Annotated in this window: 27 protein-coding genes, 1 tRNA gene and 1 pseudogene; 5 read left to right on the forward strand and 24 right to left on the reverse strand. The window is 64.3% G+C overall.

Annotated features, from left to right (window positions below):
* Positions 1–32: 32 nt before the first annotated feature.
* The 15 genes and pseudogenes from ABWY06_RS16280 to ABWY06_RS16350 all read right to left on the reverse strand — a co-directional run bounded on the left by ABWY06_RS16280 (position 33) and on the right by ABWY06_RS16350 (position 12,019).
* A tRNA-Met gene (locus ABWY06_RS16280) sits at positions 33–109 on the reverse strand.
* Between the two features lie 141 nt (positions 110–250).
* Positions 251–478, reverse strand: a complete 228-nt coding sequence (locus tag ABWY06_RS16285) for a hypothetical protein (protein ID WP_353926617.1) — start codon at positions 476–478, stop codon at positions 251–253.
* Positions 479–510: 32 nt separating this feature from the next.
* Positions 511–729 (reverse strand): hypothetical protein, encoded by a 219-nt coding sequence (locus ABWY06_RS16290; protein WP_353926618.1) that lies wholly within the window; start codon positions 727–729, stop codon positions 511–513.
* A 214-nt stretch (positions 730–943) separates the two neighbouring features.
* Positions 944–1,324 carry a hypothetical protein gene (locus ABWY06_RS16295; protein WP_353926619.1) on the reverse strand — a complete coding sequence of 127 codons (381 nt, stop codon included), beginning with the start codon at positions 1,322–1,324 and terminating at the stop codon, positions 944–946.
* Positions 1,325–1,469: 145 nt separating this feature from the next.
* Positions 1,470–2,126: a peptide-methionine (S)-S-oxide reductase MsrA gene (gene msrA / locus ABWY06_RS16300; RefSeq protein ID WP_353926620.1), complete on the reverse strand. Its 657-nt coding sequence runs from the start codon at positions 2,124–2,126 to the stop codon at positions 1,470–1,472.
* A 2-nt stretch (positions 2,127–2,128) separates the two neighbouring features.
* Positions 2,129–2,635, reverse strand: coding sequence for a peptide-methionine (R)-S-oxide reductase MsrB (msrB, locus tag ABWY06_RS16305; RefSeq protein WP_353926621.1), 507 nt, complete (start codon positions 2,633–2,635; stop codon positions 2,129–2,131).
* Positions 2,636–2,831: 196 nt separating this feature from the next.
* The gene (locus ABWY06_RS16310) at positions 2,832–4,130 is read right to left on the reverse strand and encodes a S8 family serine peptidase (protein ID WP_353926622.1); all 1,299 of its coding nucleotides are present in this window, start codon (positions 4,128–4,130) and stop codon (positions 2,832–2,834) included.
* Between the two features lie 870 nt (positions 4,131–5,000).
* Positions 5,001–5,429, reverse strand: a complete 429-nt coding sequence (locus ABWY06_RS16315) for a DUF4124 domain-containing protein (RefSeq protein ID WP_353926623.1) — start codon at positions 5,427–5,429, stop codon at positions 5,001–5,003.
* Between the two features lie 169 nt (positions 5,430–5,598).
* A complete protein-coding gene (locus ABWY06_RS16320; RefSeq protein WP_353926624.1) occupies positions 5,599–6,627 on the reverse strand; it encodes a diguanylate cyclase domain-containing protein in 1,029 nt (342 codons plus the stop codon).
* A gap of 100 nt (positions 6,628–6,727) precedes the next feature.
* Positions 6,728–7,087: a GNAT family N-acetyltransferase gene (locus ABWY06_RS16325; RefSeq protein WP_353926625.1), complete on the reverse strand. Its 360-nt coding sequence runs from the start codon at positions 7,085–7,087 to the stop codon at positions 6,728–6,730.
* Positions 7,088–7,305: 218 nt separating this feature from the next.
* A complete protein-coding gene (locus ABWY06_RS16330; RefSeq protein ID WP_353926626.1) occupies positions 7,306–7,848 on the reverse strand; it encodes a hypothetical protein in 543 nt (180 codons plus the stop codon).
* 272 nt (positions 7,849–8,120) lie between these two features.
* Positions 8,121–8,390, reverse strand: a complete 270-nt coding sequence (locus tag ABWY06_RS16335) for a hypothetical protein (RefSeq protein WP_353926627.1) — start codon at positions 8,388–8,390, stop codon at positions 8,121–8,123.
* Positions 8,391–8,538: 148 nt separating this feature from the next.
* Positions 8,539–9,540 (reverse strand): annotated as a pseudogene (locus ABWY06_RS16340) (Gfo/Idh/MocA family protein).
* Between the two features lie 59 nt (positions 9,541–9,599).
* Positions 9,600–10,850 (reverse strand): tetratricopeptide repeat protein, encoded by a 1,251-nt coding sequence (locus ABWY06_RS16345; RefSeq protein ID WP_353926628.1) that lies wholly within the window; start codon positions 10,848–10,850, stop codon positions 9,600–9,602.
* A gap of 347 nt (positions 10,851–11,197) precedes the next feature.
* A complete protein-coding gene (locus ABWY06_RS16350; protein WP_353926629.1) occupies positions 11,198–12,019 on the reverse strand; it encodes an HDOD domain-containing protein in 822 nt (273 codons plus the stop codon).
* Positions 12,020–12,247: 228 nt separating this feature from the next.
* Between ABWY06_RS16350 and ABWY06_RS16355 the strand changes: the two genes are divergently transcribed.
* A complete protein-coding gene (locus tag ABWY06_RS16355; RefSeq protein WP_353926630.1) occupies positions 12,248–13,093 on the forward strand; it encodes an AraC family transcriptional regulator in 846 nt (281 codons plus the stop codon).
* 116 nt (positions 13,094–13,209) lie between these two features.
* Complete coding sequence (locus ABWY06_RS16360) at positions 13,210–13,455, forward strand: DUF2789 domain-containing protein (protein WP_353926631.1); 246 nt, start codon at positions 13,210–13,212, stop codon at positions 13,453–13,455.
* A 112-nt stretch (positions 13,456–13,567) separates the two neighbouring features.
* On the opposite strand, the gene ABWY06_RS16365 is transcribed toward ABWY06_RS16360, so the two are convergent.
* Together ABWY06_RS16365 and ABWY06_RS16370 are read right to left on the reverse strand one after the other, a co-directional pair.
* Positions 13,568–14,065: a GNAT family N-acetyltransferase gene (locus ABWY06_RS16365; protein ID WP_353926632.1), complete on the reverse strand. Its 498-nt coding sequence runs from the start codon at positions 14,063–14,065 to the stop codon at positions 13,568–13,570.
* Positions 14,053–14,493, reverse strand: coding sequence for a rhodanese-like domain-containing protein (locus ABWY06_RS16370; RefSeq protein WP_353926633.1), 441 nt, complete (start codon positions 14,491–14,493; stop codon positions 14,053–14,055). Before ABWY06_RS16370 ends, ABWY06_RS16365 begins: the two co-directional genes overlap by 13 nt.
* 99 nt (positions 14,494–14,592) lie before the next feature.
* On the opposite strand from ABWY06_RS16370, the gene ftrA reads away from it, so the two are divergent.
* On the forward strand, positions 14,593–15,564 hold the full coding sequence (gene ftrA, locus ABWY06_RS16375) for a transcriptional regulator FtrA (RefSeq protein WP_353926647.1): 972 nt from the start codon (positions 14,593–14,595) through the stop codon (positions 15,562–15,564).
* Positions 15,565–15,617: 53 nt separating this feature from the next.
* Here ftrA and map read toward each other — a convergent pair whose 3' ends face one another.
* From map to ABWY06_RS16390, 3 genes are all read right to left on the reverse strand, one after another.
* Entirely contained in the window at positions 15,618–16,427 is an 810-nt protein-coding gene (map, locus tag ABWY06_RS16380; protein ID WP_353926634.1) for a type I methionyl aminopeptidase, read from the reverse strand.
* A complete protein-coding gene (locus ABWY06_RS16385; RefSeq protein WP_353926635.1) occupies positions 16,427–17,017 on the reverse strand; it encodes a TetR/AcrR family transcriptional regulator in 591 nt (196 codons plus the stop codon). The genes map and ABWY06_RS16385 overlap by 1 nt, the downstream gene beginning before the upstream one ends.
* Before the next feature lie 104 nt (positions 17,018–17,121).
* Positions 17,122–17,496 carry a DUF3597 domain-containing protein gene (locus ABWY06_RS16390; protein WP_353926636.1) on the reverse strand — a complete coding sequence of 125 codons (375 nt, stop codon included), beginning with the start codon at positions 17,494–17,496 and terminating at the stop codon, positions 17,122–17,124.
* A 243-nt stretch (positions 17,497–17,739) separates the two neighbouring features.
* On the opposite strand from ABWY06_RS16390, the gene ABWY06_RS16395 reads away from it, so the two are divergent.
* Positions 17,740–18,921: an AAA family ATPase gene (locus ABWY06_RS16395; protein ID WP_353926637.1), complete on the forward strand. Its 1,182-nt coding sequence runs from the start codon at positions 17,740–17,742 to the stop codon at positions 18,919–18,921.
* 293 nt (positions 18,922–19,214) lie between these two features.
* Here the strand turns inward: ABWY06_RS16395 and ABWY06_RS16400 are convergent, their stop codons facing one another.
* Both ABWY06_RS16400 and ABWY06_RS16405 read right to left on the reverse strand, forming a co-directional pair.
* Positions 19,215–19,496: a peptidylprolyl isomerase gene (locus ABWY06_RS16400; RefSeq protein WP_353926638.1), complete on the reverse strand. Its 282-nt coding sequence runs from the start codon at positions 19,494–19,496 to the stop codon at positions 19,215–19,217.
* Between the two features lie 156 nt (positions 19,497–19,652).
* Positions 19,653–20,402, reverse strand: coding sequence for an SDR family oxidoreductase (locus ABWY06_RS16405; protein ID WP_353926648.1), 750 nt, complete (start codon positions 20,400–20,402; stop codon positions 19,653–19,655).
* 167 nt (positions 20,403–20,569) lie between these two features.
* Here ABWY06_RS16405 and ABWY06_RS16410 point away from each other — a divergent pair, with 167 nt between their 5' ends.
* Positions 20,570–21,508, forward strand: coding sequence for a GlxA family transcriptional regulator (locus ABWY06_RS16410; protein WP_353926639.1), 939 nt, complete (start codon positions 20,570–20,572; stop codon positions 21,506–21,508).
* Positions 21,509–21,634: 126 nt separating this feature from the next.
* Here ABWY06_RS16410 and ABWY06_RS16415 read toward each other — a convergent pair whose 3' ends face one another.
* Entirely contained in the window at positions 21,635–22,501 is an 867-nt protein-coding gene (locus ABWY06_RS16415) for a hypothetical protein (protein WP_353926640.1), read from the reverse strand.
* 308 nt (positions 22,502–22,809) lie between these two features.
* Complete coding sequence (locus ABWY06_RS16420; RefSeq protein ID WP_353926641.1) at positions 22,810–22,995, reverse strand: antitoxin Xre/MbcA/ParS toxin-binding domain-containing protein; 186 nt, start codon at positions 22,993–22,995, stop codon at positions 22,810–22,812.
* Positions 22,996–22,997 lie beyond the last annotated feature (2 nt).

Here is a 22,997-nt window from a genome sequence, read left to right on the forward strand (position 1 = left end):
AAGGCCACTTTTTCAAGTGGCCTTTTATTGTCTGGTTGCGGGAGCCGGATTTGAACCGACGACCTTCGGGTTATGAGCCCGACGAGCTACCAGACTGCTCCATCCCGCACCGCCGATTCTACAGCGGTACGCCATGCTGTCAACCAATAATTGAATAAAAGTCTTTTTTCTTCAATTACTTAGCGAGACGAGCTGGCTGCTGCCGGGCAAGCAACAGGCTGCCCCGGGGCTTTTGCGGCCGTTATGTCCCTCAGTGTCGAGTGGTATCGGCATGCAATTGCTGACCCGGCGCAGGGCGGCGTGCATCGAGTTCATGGATCTGCACATCGGTGATGTCGCTGGCAACGGTGTCGGCATGCAGCGACTCGATATGGGCGCGCGCCTGTTCGGGGGTCAGCACGCCGGTCTCGGTGCTCAGTTCCAGTTGCTTGGCGCTGCCATCGAGGTTGTAGGTGACTTGAAATGCCTGGAGAGCCATAAGGTGTTCCTTGGGTCGGGGAGGTCGCCGGCTTACAGCTGCTCGATCTGGATGTCGGAAATACCGGTGCTGGGCAACTGGTCGATGATCGCGCTGCGACCGGCCAAGGGGTGTTCGGGCACCCGGAACCCGTGCAACTGGAAAAGCACTTCGGCGGCATCCTCCAGTGACAAGCGTTCGGCGTCGGACAGATGGGTCATGGGCTCGCCCTGGAGCAGGTAACTGATACGAAAGCGCGGGGAGTTGAGCATGGTGGATCCTTGCGAGGGGCTTGTTTTTGAGACCCTGCGAGGCGGGCTTGCGTTGCAAAATTATTTCGCCGGGGGCCATGCCAGCACCTGCCGGCCTGAATCGGCGGGTGTGCCAGGTTGTGCTTGCATTCTGATGGGTGCTGGCGTGGCGGGCGCCGGCTCAGACCCTAGGGGCGCCCGCGACGGCGTCGCGGGCAGTTCAGCGGGGGGGCTGTCAGGGTTGCAGGAACTCGGCGAAGCGCACGCCGGCACCCGTGGGGCGCACATCCTGCAGCCAGGCGTCGCGGTCGGCGGACAGCTCCAGGCTGACGGTGGCTTTGCGGGTGTCCTTGTGGCGCGTCACCAAACCGTCCTGATGGGTGCGCAGGTACAGGGTGGGCACGCGCAGGTGATGCAGCGCATCGGTCTGGGTATGGTGCAGCAGCAGGTGGATAAACTCGTACTGGCCGATGCCCAGACGGCCGACCGGAATATCGAACCACCAGATATTCTTGTTCAGGTTAATCGCGGCGAAATGGCTGTTGTTGAGGCCCAGCACCGCGCCGCCCAACTGCTGGTTGCGGCGCGCGATCGCGGCCTTCTTGTCGACTTTCATGCCTTTACCACTACCTCGAAGTACGAATGGGGGCCCCGCGTGTCACCAGCTACCTGACGGCGCCCGGGCCTGATGCCCCAGGCGTCGCCGACACGGGCGCGATGGCTGGGGATTATCCGCCCTTTGCCCGTTGCTTGTAACGGCCTCAGTGGCTTTTGCCCCAGAGTTGTTCGAGTCGAGCGTCACGCCCACAGCCGTTGCGGTAATAGGCGTAACGCAGCGGGTTTTTGCTGTGATAGTCCTGGTGGTAGTCCTCGGCGGGGTAAAAACGGGTGGCCGGCAGGATCTCAGTGACGATGGGCTGTGCAAAACGTCCCGAGGCCTGCAATGCCGATTTGGAGGCCTCGGCCAGGCGTTTTTCCTCGGCGCTGGCGTAAAAAATGGCGCTGCGGTACTGGGGGCCTTCGTCACAAAATTGCCGGTTGGCGGTCAGCGGGTCGATGGTGGGCCAGAAGGCCTCGAGCAATTTGGCGTAGCTGGTACGGGCCGGGTCGAACTGCACCTGCACCGCCTCCAGATGCCCGCTGGTACCGGATGACACTTGTTCGTAACTGGGGTTGGCCAGGGTTCCGCCGATGTAGCCCGAGGTGGTTGAAAGTACGCCAGGGATTTTGTCGAAGTCCGATTCGGTGCACCAGAAGCAGCCACCGGCGAACACGGCCACGCTGGCCGGCACGGACGAGGGGACCGATGGCGCAGCGGCAGGGCGTGTTTCGGCGGGTTGGCAGGCGCCCAGAAGCAAACCCAGGCCCAGTGCAGCGGCCCAGTGGAGCGCAGAGCCCCGTGCGAATGTGATCTTCACCGTCAACTCCTCAAGGTCGGCAGGCTTTCTGCCCGGGGGATAAAACGCAGGGCGACGCCATTGTTGCACCAGCGCTCGCCACGGGGCGGTGGGCCATCGTCGAACCTGTGGCCCTGGTGCCCACCGCAGCGGATGCAATGGTATTCGGTACGGGCAAAGAAGAGCTTGAAGTCCTGGCTGAAAGCGATATGGCCTTCAATGGGCTGGGTAAAGCTGGGCCAGCCGGTGCCGCTGTCGAATTTATGCAGGCTATCGAACAGTGGCAGGAAACAGGCGGCGCAGAGGAAGGTGCCGTCACCTTCTTCCTTGTTCAGGGGGCTGCTGCCGGCGCGCTCGGTGTCTTCCTCGAACAGTACCGCATAGGCCGCCGGGGACAGCTGTTCGCGCCAGCGTTCATGGGGTTTATCCAAGGGCGTAATAGCATCAGCGGCGACCGCCCGCGGCACGACACTCAGCAACGACAATGCGGGCAATAGGGACAGGCCTTGAAGCAGGGTGCGACGATTCATGGACGGCACTCGACAGAGGGATGCAGCCAATAGACTGCGCAAATCACTTGGCGTTACAGCGACCGGCAGCCGCGTGACCCTAAGTCGCACCCCGGTGCGCGTAAGCATGGCGCAATGAAAAAGCCCCGACCAGGTCGGGGCTTGTACTGCTGGGCTTTCCGGGCGTGCCGGGAATGTTCGAACCATCGCGGTTCGATCAGTATTCCCAGTTCAAGGTCACCCCGCTAAAACTGCTGTAGGCCCGTATCCCGGTATGCCAGGTGCCGGCCGCCGGATTGGCCAAGGTGCACAGTTCGTCGTTGCCATCCTTATAAGGACGGCACGTAAAGGCCGAGGTGGTGGGTTTGCTGCCGGAGCGCACATAGAGGTCGGCATCGCCGCTGCCGCCGCTGATCTTCACCTTGAGGCTGGCGGTACCGGCCGGCACGGTAAAGCTGTGGTAGATCCAGTTGCCCGTGGTCGCTGCCAGGTTGGGGTGGGTTTCACCATTGCCGGGAGGCGTTCCACCGTCGCCCGCGCAACCCTTGGTGGTGATCAGGTCACTGGCGGCCTTGGCCTGGGTAATGCCGAAGCCGTAGTTCACGTCCCGACCCGCCGTGCCGCGGTCCTGTGCCGATGCATTGACCGCATTGCGAATCTGCGGCGCCGTGCATTGGGTATGCTGACTCCAGACCAATGCGTAGACCGCGGAGGCGTGGGGGGTCGCCATAGAAGTGCCAGACTTGTTGCCATAGCCGTTGTTGGGAGTGGTTGAGCGCACGGCCACCCCGGGGGCGGCGATTTCTACGTCGGCGTTGTACTGCGAGAACGACGCCTTGTTACGTGAGCTGTCCACCGCAGCCACCGAGATCACGGACTCGTAGGCTGCCGGGTAGGACAGGGCGCTGTTGCCGTCATTGCCCGCTGCCGCCACGACCAATACACCGGCGTTGTAGGCGGCGTCCATGGCATTGCGCTCGGTGGTCGAGGATCCGGCACCGCCCAGGCTCATGCTGATGACATTCGATCCGGCGTCGCGGCATTGCTGGATCGCGGCTACCAGGTCCGAGCCATAGGCCCAATTGCCAGCGTTGTTGAACACCTTGACGATATGCAGACCGATATTGCCCGACGGACTGACGCCCACCACGCCCAGGTTGTTACCGCCCAGTGCGGCGATGGTACCGGCGACGTGGGTGCCGTGGCCGTTGCCATCTTCGTACCAGTTGCCGGTGTCGTTGCTGCCGTAGCCATCATTGCCCGTGATACCGCTGGACGGCAGGTCCTGGTGGCCGAGGCTGTAACCGGTGTCGACGATGCACACCTTGCGGCTGGCGATATTGCTGTCCGAGACCAGCGGTGCCTGCACCTGGGTAATCCCGTAAGGTACCTCTTCGGCCATCAGATAGCGTTTCGGGTCAAGTTCGATATAGTCAACAGCCGGGTCTTTGCGTAATTGCGCCAGTTGTTGAGTATTTAACCGGGCGACACTGGCGTTGGCCTGAGGCAAGTGCATAAGTGAACTTACCCTGGCTTTCGCCAGTATGCTTTGGGCGGCCGTACTGTTAAATGAGGTGCGTGCGTCAGCGGCGTGGCCGACTTGTCGGCCGGCTAAGTCAGTTTGCGGGGCGAGGGATTTGTACTTGATGATGTAGCGGGGTTCTGCGGGGTCTGCTGCCGAACTTTGGCTGTTGTTACCGTCCTGGACTACAGCGCTGGCGGCGGTGCTGATTAGAATTAATGCGGCTCCAAAGATGGATGCCTTGTTAATGCTCATATTGATCTCTCTCCTAGAGGTTAATGTCCTTAAAACGAACATCAGAACCGTAGAATAAAACTTAAAAATGAAAACAACCGCTCGTCAGTAAATACGGCTTTTAATATATTTTCTTTATTTTTCAGAAGCTTGATGGTGATATTTATTAGATTGTCAAAAATACAGCGCACAAATACCTGATAACTTTGTGTGGGCAGCATGAAATTTGGCGGCGTCAAGGTTGCTAATTAGAATAATTAGTAATAGGTTCCAGTCATTGTGCGTGTTGTTTGGGGCTCGTTGTTTATGGTCAATGCGAACCTTGCCTCGGTGTGCACCGTGACCCATTCCTTGGGGAAAGATGGCGCGCTGTTTGTCGAGTGTTTCGACTGCGCCGGTTAAATAAATACAGGGTGCTACCGTTGTTACCCCTTTACGCAGCGGCAGAGGTCTACAACGTATTTACCCGATCATTCCAATCCTTGGTTGGCTGGTTGCTGAGCAAATATATACTAGCGCGCAGAGCTACTTGCCTGGCGCCGCTGTGTGGTCCGCTTGGGTGCCGCGAGTGCGTTGAACTGCCCAAGGGCGGGGCAGTCTGCCGACGAACGTGGCGGGCAAACGGCGCGGTCAGGGCGCGGGATAGAAACTCTGGAAATCCTCGACGCTGAAGCCGCTGTGCGTGGCGCCGTTGTAAACGAACAGCGGCAGCCCCTGGCCACCCAAGGCGTCGAAGCGCTTGCGCGCCTGGGGTTGCTTGTCGACGTCGTACTCGATGTAGGCGATGCCATTGGCCGCGAAATACCGGCGGGCCTTTGCGCAATAGCCGCACCAACTGGCACCGTACATGACCAGCTTTTTCGAGCTGGCGCTTGCTTGAGGGCGAGCGTCGACAGCGACGCCCTCGACCACGCTGACCGAGCCACCGATGGGCAAGGAGGTCGCAGTTTCGGGCTTGCGGTCGCCGTAATGGGTCCGGCCCTGGGCATCGGTCCATTTGTACAGCTCGGCAGCGCATAAGGGGCTGAGCAGTACCAGTAGCAACGGCAGTAGTTTCATCTGGTTTCCGCGTGAGGCTGGCCCGGTACGACACCCGTTTCGGGCATCACACAATGCAGGTGCTAGAAAGAGGCGGCTGAGCGCCAAGCCGAGGGATTATGCGCGAGCTGCAGCAGCCGTGGCCAGCCATCCGTGCCGGATGGCCTGGTCCGCGCTGAGGCCTCGCCCCTCAAGGGCAGCGAGCCGAAGTATCGGCTGAACGTTGCGTGGTGCTGTCGATACGGGCCCGGTTGCGCCCGGCGTTTTTCGCCAGGTACAACTGCTCGTCGGCACGCTTGAGCCAGTTTTCCGCCGTCTCGTCGCTGTGCAACAGCGCGCCGCCGATCGAAACCGTGACAGGGCCCCCAGGGCCGCGCAGCTCCTTGGCCAATGCCTGTTGCAGCTTGTCGGCGGCGGCGCTGAGGCCGGCCGCGTCGCACATCGGCAGCAATAACAGGAACTCCTCGCCGCCCAGCCGGAACAAGTGATCCTGTTGGCGACACAGGCTCTGGACCAAGTGGGCGAACTCCACCAGCACCCGATCTCCGGCCGGGTGGCCAAATTGGTCGTTGATTCGTTTGAAGTGATCCAGGTCCATCATCAGTACGCCGTACTTTTGGTGGTGGCGGCGTTTGCCCGCCACGGCGCCAAGCAGGTGATGGTCCATGGAGCGGCGGTTGCCGGTGCCGGTCAGCGGATCCAGGGTGGCCTGCATTTGCAGTTGGTCGCGTTGGCGGCGCATGCGGAAGGCAAAGACAAAGGCGAAGCCGCTGGCGGTCAGGCTGGTCACCAGAAACGACAGCGACTGGTACTGCGAGGGGAAAGCGGGGCTGCCGCTCAGCAGCGCATAGGCACTGACGCTGCCCAGCAGTGACAGGGTCAACAGCATGGCCTTGCCAGGGGGGATCATGAAAAAATTGAACAGGACCACTACGTAGATCCAGAACAGGCCGTTGACCCCCAGGTTAATGGCGACTAAAGCGGCGCCAAACGACACGATAATGGCCAGACCCATGCCGGCACGCCGGGTATCGCCAGTGCGCCAGGCGAAGACTACCGCCGCCAGCGTACAGGCCACCAGGATCGAGTCGGTGACTCCCACCAGCACGTTGCCCTGCAGCAGGCGATAAATGGCGTAGGGCGAAATACCCAGGATCGCGAACACACCCATAAAGGTGATGATGGATAACTGAAAATCGTCTTTCAGGCGTTTCAGCATGGGCGGCTCGCTGCCTGATAACTGGGCAAGAGGGGGCGAGGATGAACTGTACACCCCTGACGCGCCAGGCTGTAGGCGCACCGAAGCCGGGTTGGCCAATTCAGCGTCCAAGGACCGCACTGGCGAGCGCCTTTGGCGGACACACCATCGCGAGCAGCGGCTTGCTGCGGCCGTAGCGGGCCAGGCGGTCACTCAACGCGGTAGGTAACGAGCGAGTCGTGGCAAAGCCGAGGCGCTCGTAGAATGGCACCAGCTCGGGGTGGCAAAACAACCAGACCGGCTGGACCGTGCTGGCCAGCACCTGGCGGATCAGGTGGCTGGCGATGGCCTGGCGGCGTTGCAGGGGATCGACCAACAGGGCCGTTAGCCAGAAGCCTCCGTCCAGTGAGTTGAGGCACAGCCCACCCACGATCTCGACGCGCCGTGCGACCCACAGCTGTGCGGTCCTGTTGGCCCGCATGGGGGATCGGTGTTGGCGATAGAATTTATTCAGCAGAGGATGCTCGGCCGAGGACAGCTGGGCGATCCTGACGGGTTGAAAAATGGTTTTGGGTCCTGTGCTGGACATATCGACGGATGATCCGAGGGTGGTGGGCCGGATCGCTCGGGCAGGCGTCGGTATCGGCCGAGTCGCCGCGACCGAGCATACGCGCTCCGGCGGCATACCGTACCCGGCCATCAGTTCTGCGCGGCTTGCTCGGCATCTTGGGTCAGGTGGCCTTGGGAGATGGCCGAGACCACCAGGCGGTTGACCAGCCCCAGGGCCTGCTGGAAAGACGGGTAACCGCTCTTGGCCACATCGAGTTCGGCGTAGGCGGCGCGGTAGCCTTCCGCACGCAACGGGTCGCCATGACTGAGCAGGTAGGGTTCCGCGTACATCTTGTATAGCAAGGCCGTGGCGTGGGGGCTGCCGGCGGCGGCGGAGCGCTCGAGCAGGGTCAGCACCTCGTCGACCTGTGGCCCCTCATGAATGATCAACAGCGCCCGGTAGAAGTCCGCGTCGCCGCGTTGGTCCTGTCCAGACACCCGATCGAGCAAGGCTTTGGCCAGGTCATAGTTGGGCAGGTCACCCGAAGCGATGATCATCTTTGCCTGCAGCATGTCGTTTTGCAGGAGCAGGCGATCGGCGTGACAGGGATCCTGGCTGAGCGGGTCGTCACAGGGCAGGGAGGTGCAGCCGGACATTAGCAGCAGCAGGCCTAGGGAAAACGGTCGAATCATGTCTGTCGCCACCAAGACTGAAGAGAGGCCGAGAGTCGTTCTGACACGGCCACAGCGCAGTTGGTTCTGCGTTGCGCCTGGCGGCTGGTCGGACGCCGCCGTCCCCATAGGCTAGCTGGATTCCTGGTGAGCGGGGCAATGCAGGGCTGCTGCTCGGGCGGGCGGCACTCCCATGCCCCCTTTCCTGGCGGCGCTAGGGACCGTTGACACTGTGCAACGCGGCGTCTGTGCCTAGTGTCCACGGGCTCTGAAGAGGCTCACTGACCTGTGCTTCAGCGTTTGCCCATGGAACGGCGCGTGCCGTTGGGCGCGCGCCCCGGGGTCTTGTGGTGGCTGGATTTATTGCCTTTCTGGTGCCAGGGCTGGCCATCGGTTTTGCCCGGTGCAAAGGCGGCGGGGGAGAAGGGGAAGGTAAAGGCTGCGATGCTGGGTTTTTCGTCCGGAGCCGCGTCAGCGGAAGGCTCGATAGCCTCGCTTGGCTGGCTTGCAACGGGCTCGGCGGCAGGCGCTGTGGGGGATGCGGCAGTGGTATTGGCAGTCATGGAAAGTCCGTGGGGTGCCGGGTGGAAGGTCGAAGGGAACAGGCGGGCACGTCCGACCGCCAGTATACCCGGCCAGGGCGCCTGCTGGCATGCCCGGTGCTTTTTTCCAACGTCCTGCTCACCCTGACCGCTGCGCTCGCAGGCGCCTTCAGCGGTGCTGGCGGGCGAGGATACGGTCCATCACCCAGTCGGTCTTGAGGGCCTCGTGGCCCGCAGCCGGGTGGGGCCGCTCGCCGCGCAGTTGGGCATTCATGGCCAGTACATGGTGCCACTGGATAGGGCTGGGGTGCGCGATGGTCTCGTGCGCGGAGCTGCGTCCTTGCAGCTCGATGGGCGCTTCGTCGAATACCGAGAAGCGAATGCGACCCTCGCTGCCGAGGATTTCCACCTGATCGATCCGCCGATCGACGGCGAAGTTCCAACTGCCCAGGCCCAGGGCACCACTGGCAAAACGCCAGATCGCCACCACCGCATCCTCGGCCGGATAGAGCCCGGCCTGTTGCGCCTTCATTCCCTCGACTTCGACTATGTCGCCCAATAGGAACTGGAATAGGTCGAGCCCGTGGCTGGCCAGGTCGGCGAAGTAGCCACCGCCCGCCACCCGTGGATCGGTGCGCCACCCCGGGCCTTGCCGGTCGTTCGCGGAAGGGGCCTTGCTCAGGTGCCAGGACAACTGCCGAACCTCGCCGATCTGGCCTGCGTCCAGCCACTGTCGGACCCGCAGGAATCGCGGTAGCGAGCGCCGGTAATAAGCAACGAACAGCTGCGTGCCGGCCCGTTCGAAGGCCTGCACCATCTCGCGGCTCTGGGTCGCGTCGAGTGCCATGGGCTTTTCCACGCAGCAGTGTTTGCCGGCGGCGGCGACTTGCAGGGCGTAGGTGTGGTGGCTGTCCGGCGGCGTCGCGACATAGACCGCCTGGACCTCGGGATCGTCGATCAGCGCTTGCGCATCGGTGTACCAGCGGCCGATGCCGTGGCGGCGGGCGTAGTCCTCAACCTGCTCGGCGCGCCGTCCCATCACCGCGACCAGGGCCGACCCCGGTACCTGCTAAAACGCCGGACCGCTCTTGCGCTCGGTAACGTCGCCACAGCCGATCATGCCCCAGCGAATCGCTGCGGTGGCTGGCACTGAGGACGGTGTGCTGGACATGTTGGGTCTTCCTTGGGGCGTACGGCCCGCCGAGCGCCAGGGTCGCGGGGGGACAACTGCTACAGGTTGGGTCCGGGAACGCCCGCCGGTGCCGTGGGCTGCCCGGGTAGCAGGTCAATGGTTTCGTTCAGCGCGGTGATCCGCGCGTCCAATTGGCCGGGGGCCTGTTGCTCGGTCAGGGTACGCACCTGGGCAAGGGCGAGCATATCCTGGGCGGCCTGGGGGTCGCCACGGCGAGCCGCTACCGCCAGCCAGGTGTAGGATTCCACTTCCGGTTCGATGGAGGGGAACTCCCCGGCCAGCACCTGATTGGCATAACGCCGCATGGCCTGCAGGTCGCCGGCGAGAGCGGCCTTTTTAGTCTGTTCGGCCTGGGCTTCGTTATCCAATGCATTGGCTGCAGGCACGGCAGGCGTTGGCGCCGGGCCGGCGGGCGGCGTGACGGTCGACAGGTTATCGGTCAGCAGGGGCGCGGCGGCCGGCACGCTGATGTCGGTCGGCGCAGACCCCGGGGTTGTCGCCAGCGGGCTGTGCTCGGCATGGCCGGGCAGTGCCTGGTAGAAGGTTGCCGGGTTGGCGGGCACCTCCTGTGCCACGACCGGCGGTTGGGCGGGCTTGTCCAGCACGTGCTTGTAAAAGGCCATGGCCGGGGTATCGCCGCCTTCCGACGCGGCCTTGAGCAGCTCGAGGCCACGGGCCGAGTCGTTCAGGTTCGGCGTATAGATGTTGGAATAAAGCAAACCCGCCTCGCGCTGGGCCCGGGTATTGCCCCAGGCCGCTTTTTCCATCAGCCGGGTACCGTAGGCGATATCCAGCGGCACCCCGACGCCCTTGAGATAATGCCAGGCCAGTACCCGGGTAGCCTCCAGGTCACCCAAAGCGTCCGCTTGGCTCAAGTGGGTGAGGGCGGACTGCTGGTCGTGCAGCACTCCGTCGCCGTTCTGGTAGAGCCGTGCCAACTCGTAGTGCGCCTGGGCGCTGCCTTGGTTGGCCGCTTGCTCCAGCGCGACCCGCAGGCCCAGGGTATCGCCGTTGGCACGCGCCTGCTCGGCGGCCTGCAGCGCCTGCTGCCCCGCGGGTACCTGGGCGGGCACATCCCTGATCTGCCCCTGCAAGGGGTGGCCGGAGGTGCTTTGGGCGGACATCACCAGGGGCATCTCATAGCTGACCACCCCGTAGACCGGGTCGGCCGGCACCACGCTTTGGCTCGGCGGGACAACGCTCGGCACCGTCTTGACCGGTTCGAACTGGCTGGCACAGCCACTTAGCAGGGTGGCGGCCATCAGCAGTGAAGTGAAAGCTGTTTTCATATACATAAAGACCAGAGACTGGAAAACGAGTAGGCCCAGGAGCAGCCATATCGGGCACAAGCCCATAGGAACGCGAAAATCCACGTTTTCTCCCGCGGACCCTGCAATTGATTGGGTTTTGCTCCTCAGCGAGCCGCCGCTACGGCGGACGCGGGTGTCGGCAGCGACGGCCGTGGCCAACGCGGGCGACCATTGTAGCCGCCTTGGTCGCCAGACGATATTCGTTGGTCGTGTAAGGGCCTGCAGCGGAGCTTATAGGCCGCCCCGCTGGCGCTGGGAACGCCGCGCGGCCTGGGCAGAACGGTCAGCGAAGGGCCATCAGGCCCCTGTTTGACTCGGAACGGGCCCTAGCCCAGAAGGTCGGCAAAGGCTTTGTCGGCTTCCAGCACCTCGGCCAGCAAGGCGAAGGTTTTGTCCAGGTCCAGGCCTTCGAACAGCGGCCCCTCCAGGCTTTGGCGCGCCTGCGTTGTCGCGCCGCCATGCTGTTTCAAGGCTTCGCAGACCAACACCGCCTGGGCGACGATGCGGGCGAAGCCGTTTTGCGCAGGCGCCTGGGCCGGGCGCGCCTGAAAGGCAATGGCCTGCTGGATCACCTGTGGCAATTGCCAGCGACGGGCCAGTTCGGCGCCGACCTCAGGGTAACCAAACCCCAGCTGCAGGGCTTCTTGCGCCGCGCGCCCGGCAGCGTCCTGGGGCTGGCGGTTCATCTGCGTGGCGAATGCCGGCGCGCCGGTCTGGATCAGCAGTTCCCCGATGTTATGCATCATGCCGCAGGTGAACGCGGTGTCGGGGTCCTGGCCACCCTGTTTGGCCAGCAGTCGGCAGGTACTGGCGACATTGAAGCTGTGTGCCCAGAAGCCCTTGAGGTCAAAGCTCTTGTCGGCCTTGAAGGCGCCGGTCACCGCTGAGGCCAGCACCAGGGTACGCAGGGTATTGAAGCCCAGGCGCATGGCCGCATCCTCGATGCTGGTGGACTCGCGGGCCCCGCGAAAGCGCGCCGAGTTGGCCAGACGCAGCACTTTGGCGGCGATCACCGGGTCGCGCTCGATATTGCGCGCCACGCTATCCAGGCTCGACGCCGGGTTGTTGAACTGTTGGATCAGGTCTTGCGCCACTTTGGGCACGCTGGGCAGATTGTGCAATTCGGCGAACAGGGTCTCGATGTTCATGCAGTCACTCCTTGCCAGAAATACATGCCCAAGAATAGGCAAGTTTGACCTCGTCGAAAGACCGTTCGCCAGGTCGACGCGATCCGCCGCATGCGTGTGATGTCGCGCGGTGCGGGCGGTAATGGTGAGTCCCGGCTCGGCGCGGAGGTGGCCAAGACCCGCAAGAACGGTCCAGTGCGGCCCGCACGCGCTGGGCATAATGGCGATCACCGCCTTTGAGAGTGAACCATGCACCCGGTCGCCAAAGCCCTCTGGTACATCGAAAGCCGTGTCGAGCAGGAACTGAGCCTGGCGCAGATTGCCGACGTCTGCGGCCTGTCGCGCTTTGCCTTGTCGCGGCTGTTCGCCGCCCATGCCGGTTGTTCGGTCATGCGCTATGCCCGCGCGCGGCGCCTGAGCGAGGCGGCGCGACTACTGGCAGCGGGCGCGCCGAATATCCTCGGCCTCGCCCTGGACAGCGGTTATGCCTCCCATGAAGCCTTTACCCGCGCCTTCCGCGAACACCTTGGCCGCACCCCCGAGCAGGTGCGCGCCCAGGCTTCCCTGGATGGCGTGCAACTGATGGAGCCCATTCGCATGAAACCCCTCGAATCGGTCGCACTGGCCGCACCACGCTTCGAACAGGGCCCGGCGCTGTTGATCGCCGGTTTGTCCGAACGTTTTACCTTCGACACCAACGAAGGCATTCCAACCCTCTGGAGCCGCTTCGCCAGGCAGATCGAGACGCTGCCCGGGCGGCTGGGTTGGGTCACCTATGGGCTGTGTTGCAACCCGGGCGAGGACGGCAGTTTCGAGTACCTCGCGGGGGTCCAGGTACGCCGCCTGGAGGACCTGCCGGCGCACTTCACCCGGCTGAAACTGCCTGCCCGGCGTTATGCCGTGTTTACCCATCAGGGCCCTGTCACCACCTTGCACCAGACGGTTCACGTCCTCTGGAACCACTGGTTGCCCGCCTCCGGGCTGCGCGTGGCCGACGCCCCCGAGTTCGAGCGCTACAGCGAAGACTTCAACCCGCTCGCCGGCACCGGGGTGGTGGACATCTGGATTCCGCTCGAGGCCGATGGCCCGCGCTGAGGTGTCGGTGCAGGCCGGTGTGGCAAGGAAAATGGAACTGTCGGCGGGTCGCTGGTTTCTATTGCCCGTCGGTCACCCGCCGACCGGCCTTTACCACCCTATTGCTGGAGAATGTCATGGAAATGCCCAACAAAGACCTAGGCACCCTGTTCGACCAACTGGGGTTGGAATCCGATCCGGCCAGTATCGACGCCTTTATCGCCCGTCATTACCCCCTGGCTGACGACGTCAAGGTGTCCGAGGCACCGTTCTGGAGCGATACCCAGGGCACCTTTCTCAAGGAACAGATGCATATGGATGCCGAATGGGCACCGGTCGTCGACGAGCTGAATGTGCGCCTGCATGCCCACAAGGCGGCTTAGCGGCTGTTTGGGCTGATCCTCCGCAGTGCTCCCGAGGATTGGCCACCGCTCGCGTAGGGTGGATAACGCGTTACCCATCCACCAAGGGTGGATAGTTACGCGTTTATTTGGCTCACGCTTGCTCGGCCAGCGCGGCCAGTCCATTTGCGTCCATCCGATAGGCGATCCACTTGCTGTCGGGGCGTCCGCCGAGGCGCCGGTAGAAGGTCTCCGCGCGTCCATTGCCCCTGAGCACCGTCCATTCCATCTGTCCCGCGCCACGGCTGTTGGCCCAGCGGGCCACCTCGCGCAGCAAGGTCGTTCCCACTCCAGTGCCGCGCGCCTGGGGGGCGACATACAGTTCCTTGAGGACAACCCGGGGACGCAGGTCATAGGTGAACGGGATCTCCAGGACCACGGCATAGCCACACAGGCCGTCGGCCCACTCGGCGACGAACACCTGGCATTGAGCCTGGGGCCCGAGGGCCCGCTCGAGCAGCGCCGGTTCGTCCAAGGCGAACGCCTCCAGATAGTCCTCGAATGCCGCCAGCTCACGCATCAGCACCAGCAGGGCCGGCACGTCCGCCGGCTGCGCTCGGCGGACCCGCGCTGCCCCGCTCAGCAGTCGCATGAGATGCCCGCGCCGGTGGCCAGTGATTGGCCCACGGACGAGACCAGGCTCAGGCCTTCGTCGAGCCAGCCGGTGACTCCGCCGATCATTTCCTTGACCGCATACCCCAGTCCCGCCAGGCGCAGGGCGGCACGGTGCACGCCGTTGCAGTGGGGGCCGGCGCAATAGACCACGAACAGGCTGTCGCGGGGGAAGCGCGCCAGGTAGTCGGCGGTCATCAGCCGGTGGGGAATGTTCAGCGCGCCCGGGACATGGCCCTGGGCATAGGCATCGGGACCGCGCACGTCGACCAGCAGGTAGTCGATCTCGCCGGCCTGCTGGCTGGCCTGCACGTCGGAGCAATCGGTTTCGAAGCTCAGGCGTGCGCTGAAGTGAGCGAGGGCAAGGTCGCTGGCGGCGGCGGGGAACTGGCTGACCAGGCTGGGCATGGGGTAACTCCGGTGTGTTGGGTGTGGCAACCACTGTATCGGCCGGGTGCGTTGGGCTACAGTGGCGGGCAAGACAGTTACTGGGAGTTTTCCGCCAAATTGCCTAAAGACCCTGGATTGGTCGCGGTGCTCGCGTACGACGGGCTCTGCACCTTTGAATTCGGCATCGCCGTGGAGGTCTTCGGCTTGCCGCGTCCGGAGTTCGATTTTCCCTGGTACCGGCACTGCATCGTCGGCCTGGAGCCCGGGCCGATGCGCGCCCTGGGCGGTATCCAAGTGTTGGCCGAGCGTGGGCTGGAAGCCCTGGAACAGGCGGACACCATCGTGATTCCAGGCTGGCGCGACCGGGATGAAACACCACCGGAGGCCTTGTTGGTCGCTTTGCGCGCGGCCCATGGGCGCGGTGCCCGGCTGCTGTCGATCTGTTCGGGGGTATTCGTGTTGGCCGCCAGCGGTGTGCTCGACGGGTGCCGGGCGACCACCCATTGGCGCCACAGCGCCGAGCTGGCGCGACGTTTTCCCGCCATCGAGGTCGACCCGGCGGTGCTCTACGTGGATGCCGGGCAGCTGATCACCTCGGCGGGCAGCGCGGCGGGCATCGACGCCTGCCTGCACCTGGTGGCCCGCGATTTCGGCACCCGGGTGGCCAACAGCGTGGCGCGGCGCCTGGTGATATCGCCCCAGCGTGCCGGTGGCCAGGCGCAGTTTATCCCCACCCCCTTGGCGCCGACCCCGCGCGGGGACCTTGCGCCCTTGCTGGAGTGGGCCCGGCAACGGCTGCAGCAGCCGCTGGAAGTGAGCCAACTGGCCAGCCGCATGGCGATGAGTGAGCGCACGTTCTTGCGACGCTTTCGCGAGGCGACCGGCATGACGCCCAAGGCTTGGCTGCAGCATGAGCGCTTGGCCCGGGCCCGCGAGTTGCTGGAAAGCGCAGACGATCCCCATGAGTCGATTGCCGAGCGCTGTGGCTTTCGTTCGGTGGAGAGTTTTCGCGCGGCTTTTCGCAGTGGCGTGGGACTGCCGCCCGCCGCCTATCGCGAGCGGTTCGGCCAGGGGCGCGGCGGGCGCTAAGGCGTGTGAACAGTGGCCACACGGGCCCCGTTGCCGAAAAAATGGGCCAGGCCCTAGGTGACTGCGTTGGCCAAGGCCGCCCGGCCCAGGGTGAACAGCTCCACGCCGTCCTCGGTGACCGCCAGGCTGTGTTCGAACTGGGCCGAGAGCGCGCCGTCGCGAGTCACCGTGGTCCAACCGTCCTTGAGCACTTTGACCGCGTGGGTGCCGGCGTTGACCATCGGCTCGATGGTGAAGAACATCCCGGGTTCCAGCACGATGCCGGTGCCCCGTTGGCCGTGGTGCAGAACGTCGGGGGCGGCGTGAAACACCTGGCCCAGGCCGTGCCCGCAGAAATCCTCGACGCCCCTGAACCCGGCGGCGCGCACCCGCGCATCGATGGCCGCCCCCACGTCTCCCAGGGTCGCGCCGGGCCGCACCTCGGCGATGCCCGCCAGCAGCGCGGCATGGGCCGTGTCGATCAGCCGCTCGGCCAGTGGCGATACCGGGCCGACCTTATAGGTCCGGCTGCTGTCGCCGTGCCAACCGGCGAACTTGGGCGTGACGTCGATGTTGACGATGTCGCCGGTCTTGAGGATTTCCCGCTCCGAGGGAATGCCATGGGTGACCACCTGATTGACGGAGATGCAGCTGGCATGGCGATAACCGTGGTAGCCGAGGGTGGCCGGGATAGCGCCGGCCTCGCGCATGAAGGCTTCGCAGCGGCGGTCGAGCTCGGCCGTGGATATGCCTGGGCGTACGTGCGCTTCGATAAAATCCAGGGTGTCGGCGGCGATGCGCCCGGCCAGGCGCATGGCGGCGAATTCGTCGGCGTCATGCAGGCGGATCCGTCTGCCGCCGTCTTTTTGGCTCGAATAGCGCATCACTGGAGGCTGCTCCCTGGGCATAGCGCGCGATGGGACGCGCGCAACATGACGTCGATACTGGCGGGGATGGGTTGGTCCTGCAGCAGGAAGGGCTGCACCATGGCAAAGGGGGCGTCGATCAGGGTAAAACGCAGCCGACTGTCGAGGTTCTCGCCAGGCAGGCAGGTGCCGAGCCGCTGCAGGCAGCGATCGAAACAGCCATCCAGGTCGTCCTGTTCCGCTTCCAGGCGCAAACGCAGCTCCGCCGAGAGGTTTTCCTGAAGGGCCGGACACTCCCGGCATTGCAGCAAAAACCGGGCCTGCAGCGGGGCACTGCGGCACCACTGCAGAAACGCGGCCACCGCCAGCCAGGTGTCCCGCTCACCCCAGAGGTCGGCAATCTGTTGCCGGTACTGGCTGCGGACTTTCAGCCAGGCATGGGCCAGCAATTCCTCCCGGGAGGCGAAGCGGTGGTAAAGCGAACCCACCGGTGCGCCTGTTTTACGGGCGATGGCCGCGATCGACACCGCGCTGCCACCGCACTGGGCGGCGAGCTCGATCGCGGCGTCGAGGAACATTTCTTCGGTGAATTTCGTCAGTCTGACCATTCAAATAGAATATAGATTCTATTTGGTGCGGGCAATGCCCGCGCCTATCAGGCAGGTCAGCTTTAGCGAGCCCGCGCCGGGGGGGGGCGGGGGCTCGCCGTGCATCAGTCCAGCAATTCGGCCGGCACGCTGCCACCGTTGTCGGCGAGTTTTTTCAGCACCTGTTTGTGCAGCCAGATGTTCATCTGCGCCGAATCGCCCATCTTGTCTGCGGGGCAGCCCAGTTCGGTGGCCAGCTCCTTGCGTGCGCCCAGGCTGCTGTCGAGCCCGAGCAGCTTGAGCAGGTCGACGATCGAAGTGCGCCAGTTGAGCGGTTGCCCACTGGCCGCCGCCAGGCTTTCCATCTTGGCGGTGACGTCCACCGCGCTGATGGCCTGTGTGGCCGGTGCCGAAGGCGCGGCGCCGGGGGCGGGCGCTTCGGCCGCTTCGGCCTTGTCACCGAAACCCAGTTTTTCCAAAATGGCACTGAACAGACCCATAACGATTCCTCAGGTGGTTGGACGAAAAATTAGCCTAGGCCAAATCCGACGCAGACGTAGCAAACTGCCACGCCCCAGTTCTGAGGGCGGAATGGACTCAATGGTTCCGCCCACAAATGGCAGGTCTGCGGTAGTGCGCTCTGGGCAAAGTGACCCGCGCCTTTCGCCGCCCTCCGATCCACTCGAGTAGACTTTCGTGCCCAGGCGCGGCCTGTGGCCCCATATTCCTGTCAAGAGACGCCCATGCTGCACACCCTGGCGGTGCATAACTACCGCTCGATCAATACCCTGTTGGTGCCCCTGGGACCGCTCAATGTCATCACTGGCGCCAACGGTAGCGGCAAGTCCAACCTCTACCGGGCTTTGCGGCTGCTGGCGGAAACCGCCCAGGGCGGCGTGGTCAATGCCCTGGCCCGCGAAGGGGGCCTGGCCTCGAGTTTCTGGGCCGGCCCGGAGTTGGTGTCACGCCGGATGCGCGACGGCAGCGTGCCGGTACAGGCCACTCAGCGCGATGGCCCGAAACGGTTGCGCCTGGGGTTTGCCGGCGAGGATTTCAGCTACGCCATTTCCCTCGGGCTACCCGAGTCCAACTCCGGGGAAACGCGGGATACGCCGAGTTTTTTTGCCCTGGACCCGGAAATCAAACGTGAAGTCATTTGGGCCGGCGCGGTCTATCGGCCCGCGGCCGTGCTGGTCGAGCGCAAGGGCCCCATGGTGCGCGTGCGTGACGGTCGCGACTGGCGGTTGCTCAGCCAGCACACCGCCAGTTTCGACAGCCTGTTCGCCCAGGTCGGCGGCGACAGCCACTGCCCCGAGGTGCTGCGCTTGCGCGAGCTGATGCGGGGCTGGCGCTTCTACGATCATTTTCGCAGCGACGCCGAGGCGCCGGCCCGCCAACCGCAGCTGGGGACGCGCACCCCGGTGCTGCACCACGATGGCCGCGACCTGTGCGCGGCCTTGCAGACCATCCGCGAAATCGGCGATCCCGAGGCGCTGGACGGTGCCATCGACGACGCCTTTCCCGGTTCGCGGCTGCAGATCGAGGCCTATGACGGGTTGTTCAGCCTGCAGCTGCGGCAACCCGGCCTGCTGCGCCCGCTCAAGGCGGCGGAGCTTTCCGACGGCACCCTGCGCTACCTGTTATTGGTCGCGGCGTTACTTACACCACGACCGCCGACCCTGATGGTGCTCAACGAGCCGGAAACCAGCCTGCACCCGGACCTGCTGCCGGCACTCGGCCGGCTGATTATCCAGGCCGCGCAGCGCAGTCAGGTTTGGGTGGTGTCCCACTCCCGCCGCCTGATCGCCGCGCTGGAGCAGTACCCCGAGTGCCGCGCCATCGTCCTGGACAAGGAGTTGGGTCAGACCCAGGTACTGGGCCAGGACAGTATTCTCGAACAGCCGCTGTGGCGTTGGCCGGATTGAGCACCCGCGCGATGCTGATCCGAAGACCTGCCTGCTAGGTTGGCTACTGCTTCGCGCCGCCATCTGGCCAAGGCGTGCGCACAGGCATCGGCTTGTCTGGCGCGCCGAAAGGCCGCGAGCATTCACGGGGCGCTGTTCGCCCTGGAACGGCAGGGGACGTTAGCACTGCGTGGGGGGGGCGTGGTTCGGGGGACGGATCACGCGGGTCGCGATCCGGAAACGCCTCGGGCCAGTCAGCCTGAGGCGTCCAGTGCCGCGACCGGGGGCAGGGCCCGCGGTCCGGGGTGTTGCGATCAGTCCTGGCGGCTGGTGACTTCCAGCAGGTGATAACCGAACTGGGTCTTGACCGGACCCTGCACGGTGTTTACCGGGGCGCTGAAAACCACGGCGTCGAATTCCTTGACCATCTGCCCTGGGCCAAAGGAGCCCAGGCTGCCGCCGTCGCGGCTGGAGGGGCAGGACGAATTGTCCTTGGCCACTTGGGCGAAATCGGCACCGCCTTCGATGGCGGCTTTCAGTTCATTGCACTTGGCTTCGCTGGAAACCAGGATGTGGCGGGCAGTGGCTTTGGCCATGGGAACAGCTCCTTTTCAAATAAGGCGCAGAGCCTACCGCAATGGCCCTGTCTGTCAAACAGGGACGCCCCCAGGGCGCATGACCCCGGGGACTGCACGACCTCGTGCGACAACCCCGTCATCCCCATTGCGCTGGGGCTGGCGGGCCTGTTTCGCTTACTGCGGATTGAGAAACAGGTCGTTGAACTGGGTGATAAACGGTGTTTCGTTCGGCCCGACGTTATTGCGCAGCGGTTTGGCGATGTCCACCAGCACCTCTTCGTCGGCAGTGGCCAGGGCGGCCATGGTCTGTTCGATAAAGGGCGCCAGCGGCATGGCCCGCGGTTCGTCGTTGCTGTTGAGCAGGTCGGTCTGGACCCAGGGCGGGGCGATCTCCATCACCTGCACCGAGCTGTCCTTTAGCCGGTAGCGCAGCGACTGGGTATAGGAATGAATGGCCGCCTTGGTCGCGCAGTACACGCCGGCCACGGCCAGCGGCACGAATGCCAGCACCGAGGAAACGTTGATCACCGTGGCCTGTTCCTGACGCTTGAGATGCTCGATCAGCGCCGAGGTCATGCGTATCGGCCCCAGCAGGTTGGTGGTGACGGTGGAGACCAGCAGCGCGTCGTCCAGGGCTTCGCCCAGGTGGTCGATCTGCATGATGCCGGCATTGTTGATCAGCACATTGAGGCGCGGATGTTCGGCGAGCAGGGTGGCGGTCGCCGTTTCGATGCTGCGTGGATCGTCCACGTCCAGCTGGATGGCACGCATGCCGGGGTTGGCGGCCAGGGTGGCTTCCAGGTGACCGAGGCGGCGGCCGGCGATGATGACCTGGTTGTCCAAACGGTGCAGGGCTTCGGCCAGGGCCCGGCCAATGCCCGAGCCGCCGCCGGTGATAAGGATGGTATTGCCTGTGAGGTGCATGGGCATGATCTCGCTGTCGTAAGAACGGGGTATGGGCCTGGGTGGACCCTTGGCAACACCGCGGGACCAGGAGTGGTGGCGGTGCTGTTGCGGCCCAGATTAAGCGGGATTAAAATTGGCCTAAAGGTCATATAAGCAGCGTTTTGGGACGCCGCCGGAGAGGGGTTATGCAGAGCGTCGGTGTTGTGGTGTTTCCGCACTTCTATGTGCTGGGTTTGGCGGTGATGGCTGTCTTCGAGACCGCCAATAGGGTGGCCGGTGAAACGCTCTATGGCATCAGCTTGCTGTCCGAACGCGGCGGGCCGGTACCCACCTCGGTCGGCTTCAGCGTGCAGACCGAGGCGTTCGACGCGCGTACCTTCGACACCCTGCTGGTGGGGGCGGGTGAGCCGGATTTCGTCTTCACACCAGTGCTGATGGAGTTCCTGCGCCAGGCGTCGCGCAGTTCCCGGCGAGTCGCGGCGCCCTGCACCGGCGCCTTTGTCCTGGCCGAGGCAGGTTTGCTCGACGGCCGCCAAGCCACCACGCACTGGGCCTATGCCCGTGAGCTGCAGCGCCGTTACCCGCGGTTGAACCTCGATGATGATCGGATCTTTATCGCCGATGGTCCGATCTGGACCTCAGCCGGCATGACCGCGGGCATCGACCTGGCGCTGGCCATGGTCGAGGCCGACCAGGGGACGGAGGTGGCGCGCGCGGTGGCGCGCAACCTGGTCATGTATCACCGGCGTGCTGGCGGGCAGTCGCAGTTCTCCGCCTTGCTGGCGCTGGAGCCCAAGTCCGACCGTATCCAGCAGGCCCTGGACTTCGCCCAGCGCAACCTGAGCAGGCCGTTGTCGGTGGAGGACCTGGCCGAGGCCGCTCACCTCAGCCGCCGCCAGTTCACCCGGGCCTTCAGCGCCGAGACCGGCCAATCGCCGGCCAAGGCGGTCGAGCAACTGCGGGTCGAGGCGGCGCGCCTGATGCTGGAGCAGGGACGCCTGTCCATGGATATGATTGCCCGGGAAACCGGCTTCGCCGACCGTGAGCGCATGCGCCGCGCCTTTATGCGCACCCTGGGGCAGCCGCCGCAGACGGTGCGGCGTAATGCGCGGCTAGAGGCCTGAGCAGCGCGGGTCCGTCAGCCGCTGGCGGGGCATCGCCCCGCCGCCCCGCCGCCGCGTCCCTGCCGCCGGGCGCGGGTCAAGGCGGCCTGGCCCCTGCGCGGGCCCAGGGTAAAACCGCCGCCGCGGTTACTTGGCGATGACCGCCGTCGAACTGCCAATGGCTTTGCCCTCGGTCAAGATGAACTGGTTAGCCTGCTCGTTGGCCTCGCGGGTCAGTTTGCTGTACAGGGGCGCAGCGGCGCTGGTGTAGGCCATCACCGTATCGAAATAGGCGTCCTGCAGGCGCTCCTGCTCGGACGCATCGGTGGCTTTCAGGTAGTTGGCGAACAGCTCGCGCATCGGCTTGGCGTGGGCTTCGAGTTCTGGCGGCAGCTCGGGCAGGGGGGGCGCCACTTCGACTTCACGGAGCACGCTGGGGACTGTCTCGGGGCGCTGCTGCTCGAAATAGCCGGGCACCTCGTTGCGTGTTTCGAAATAGGCGATGTAGTCCTTGGCGGTGAAGATCTTCGCGACAAAATTGCCGCCGAGCTTGTCCGGAGTATGGATCTCCATGGTCTCCGGGAAGGGTTCCCGCACGCCGAGCGTCCACTGTTTATCGATAAACAGGGCACGGGTCAGCTCATGGTTGGCTTCGAACGTCACCCCCTCGATGACGATGGGGGTTTTGATATCGGCGAAATTCTTCGCGTTGGCTTCGTCGGTGATATAGGTCTCACGGGCAATCACATAATCGCTGAGCGTGGGGTTGATCAGGCCGCTCTTGCCGTTGCGATAAACGATGAACTTCACCTCCCCCAATTGTTCGCTGCGCAGGCTGTGCGCGCCGGGTTCCAGGGTCACTTCGGTCGCGGCGTGGGCCGGGACCTCGTACGCGGTGCCGTCGATCTGCAGCTTCAAGGGGGCGCCGGTGGGGTTGTCCACCGAATAGTCCAGGGCTTGACTGCAGCCGATCAGCAGCAGAGGCAGGGCGAGCGCAAGCAGACGTGTTCTCACGGCAGCAAAATCCTTTGGGTAGGGGAAAACGGAGGCAATATTCCGAGCGACTCTAACCCAGGGCGCACCCCATTAATGTGACACCGTGCCGTTTCGTTTCCAGGGCCGGATTCAGTGAGGCTGCGCAGGCGCGTAGCCGCGCTTCAGGGCACAAAGGTGGACGAAGCGGATTCGACCGAGAGAGTGGGCGACAAAAGTTGCAGGCGTTGGCTGCTGGGCGCTGGCGCGGAACTTCCGGGCTGCTGGGCTTGGGCCTGGCGCGTGCGGCCTGGTTTCTAACGGGATCTTGCCATGCTTGCCGGCTGGGATCAGCGGCGGGGTGAGGTCCAGTGTTGCAACTGACCGATCAGCTCGATCACCGCGGCGAGCTCGGCATCCACGGGGCGCAGGCCACCCAGCGCCCGATGGGGTGTTTGCAGCCAGTACCGGGCCTCGTCCTCGTCACCAAAAAAACGTTCGGTAGCCAGGGTCAGCAAGCCGGGATTGATGCTCAATG

This window comes from Pseudomonas sp., from assembly GCF_040514055.1.
Classification (GTDB): domain Bacteria; phylum Pseudomonadota; class Gammaproteobacteria; order Pseudomonadales; family Pseudomonadaceae; genus Aquipseudomonas.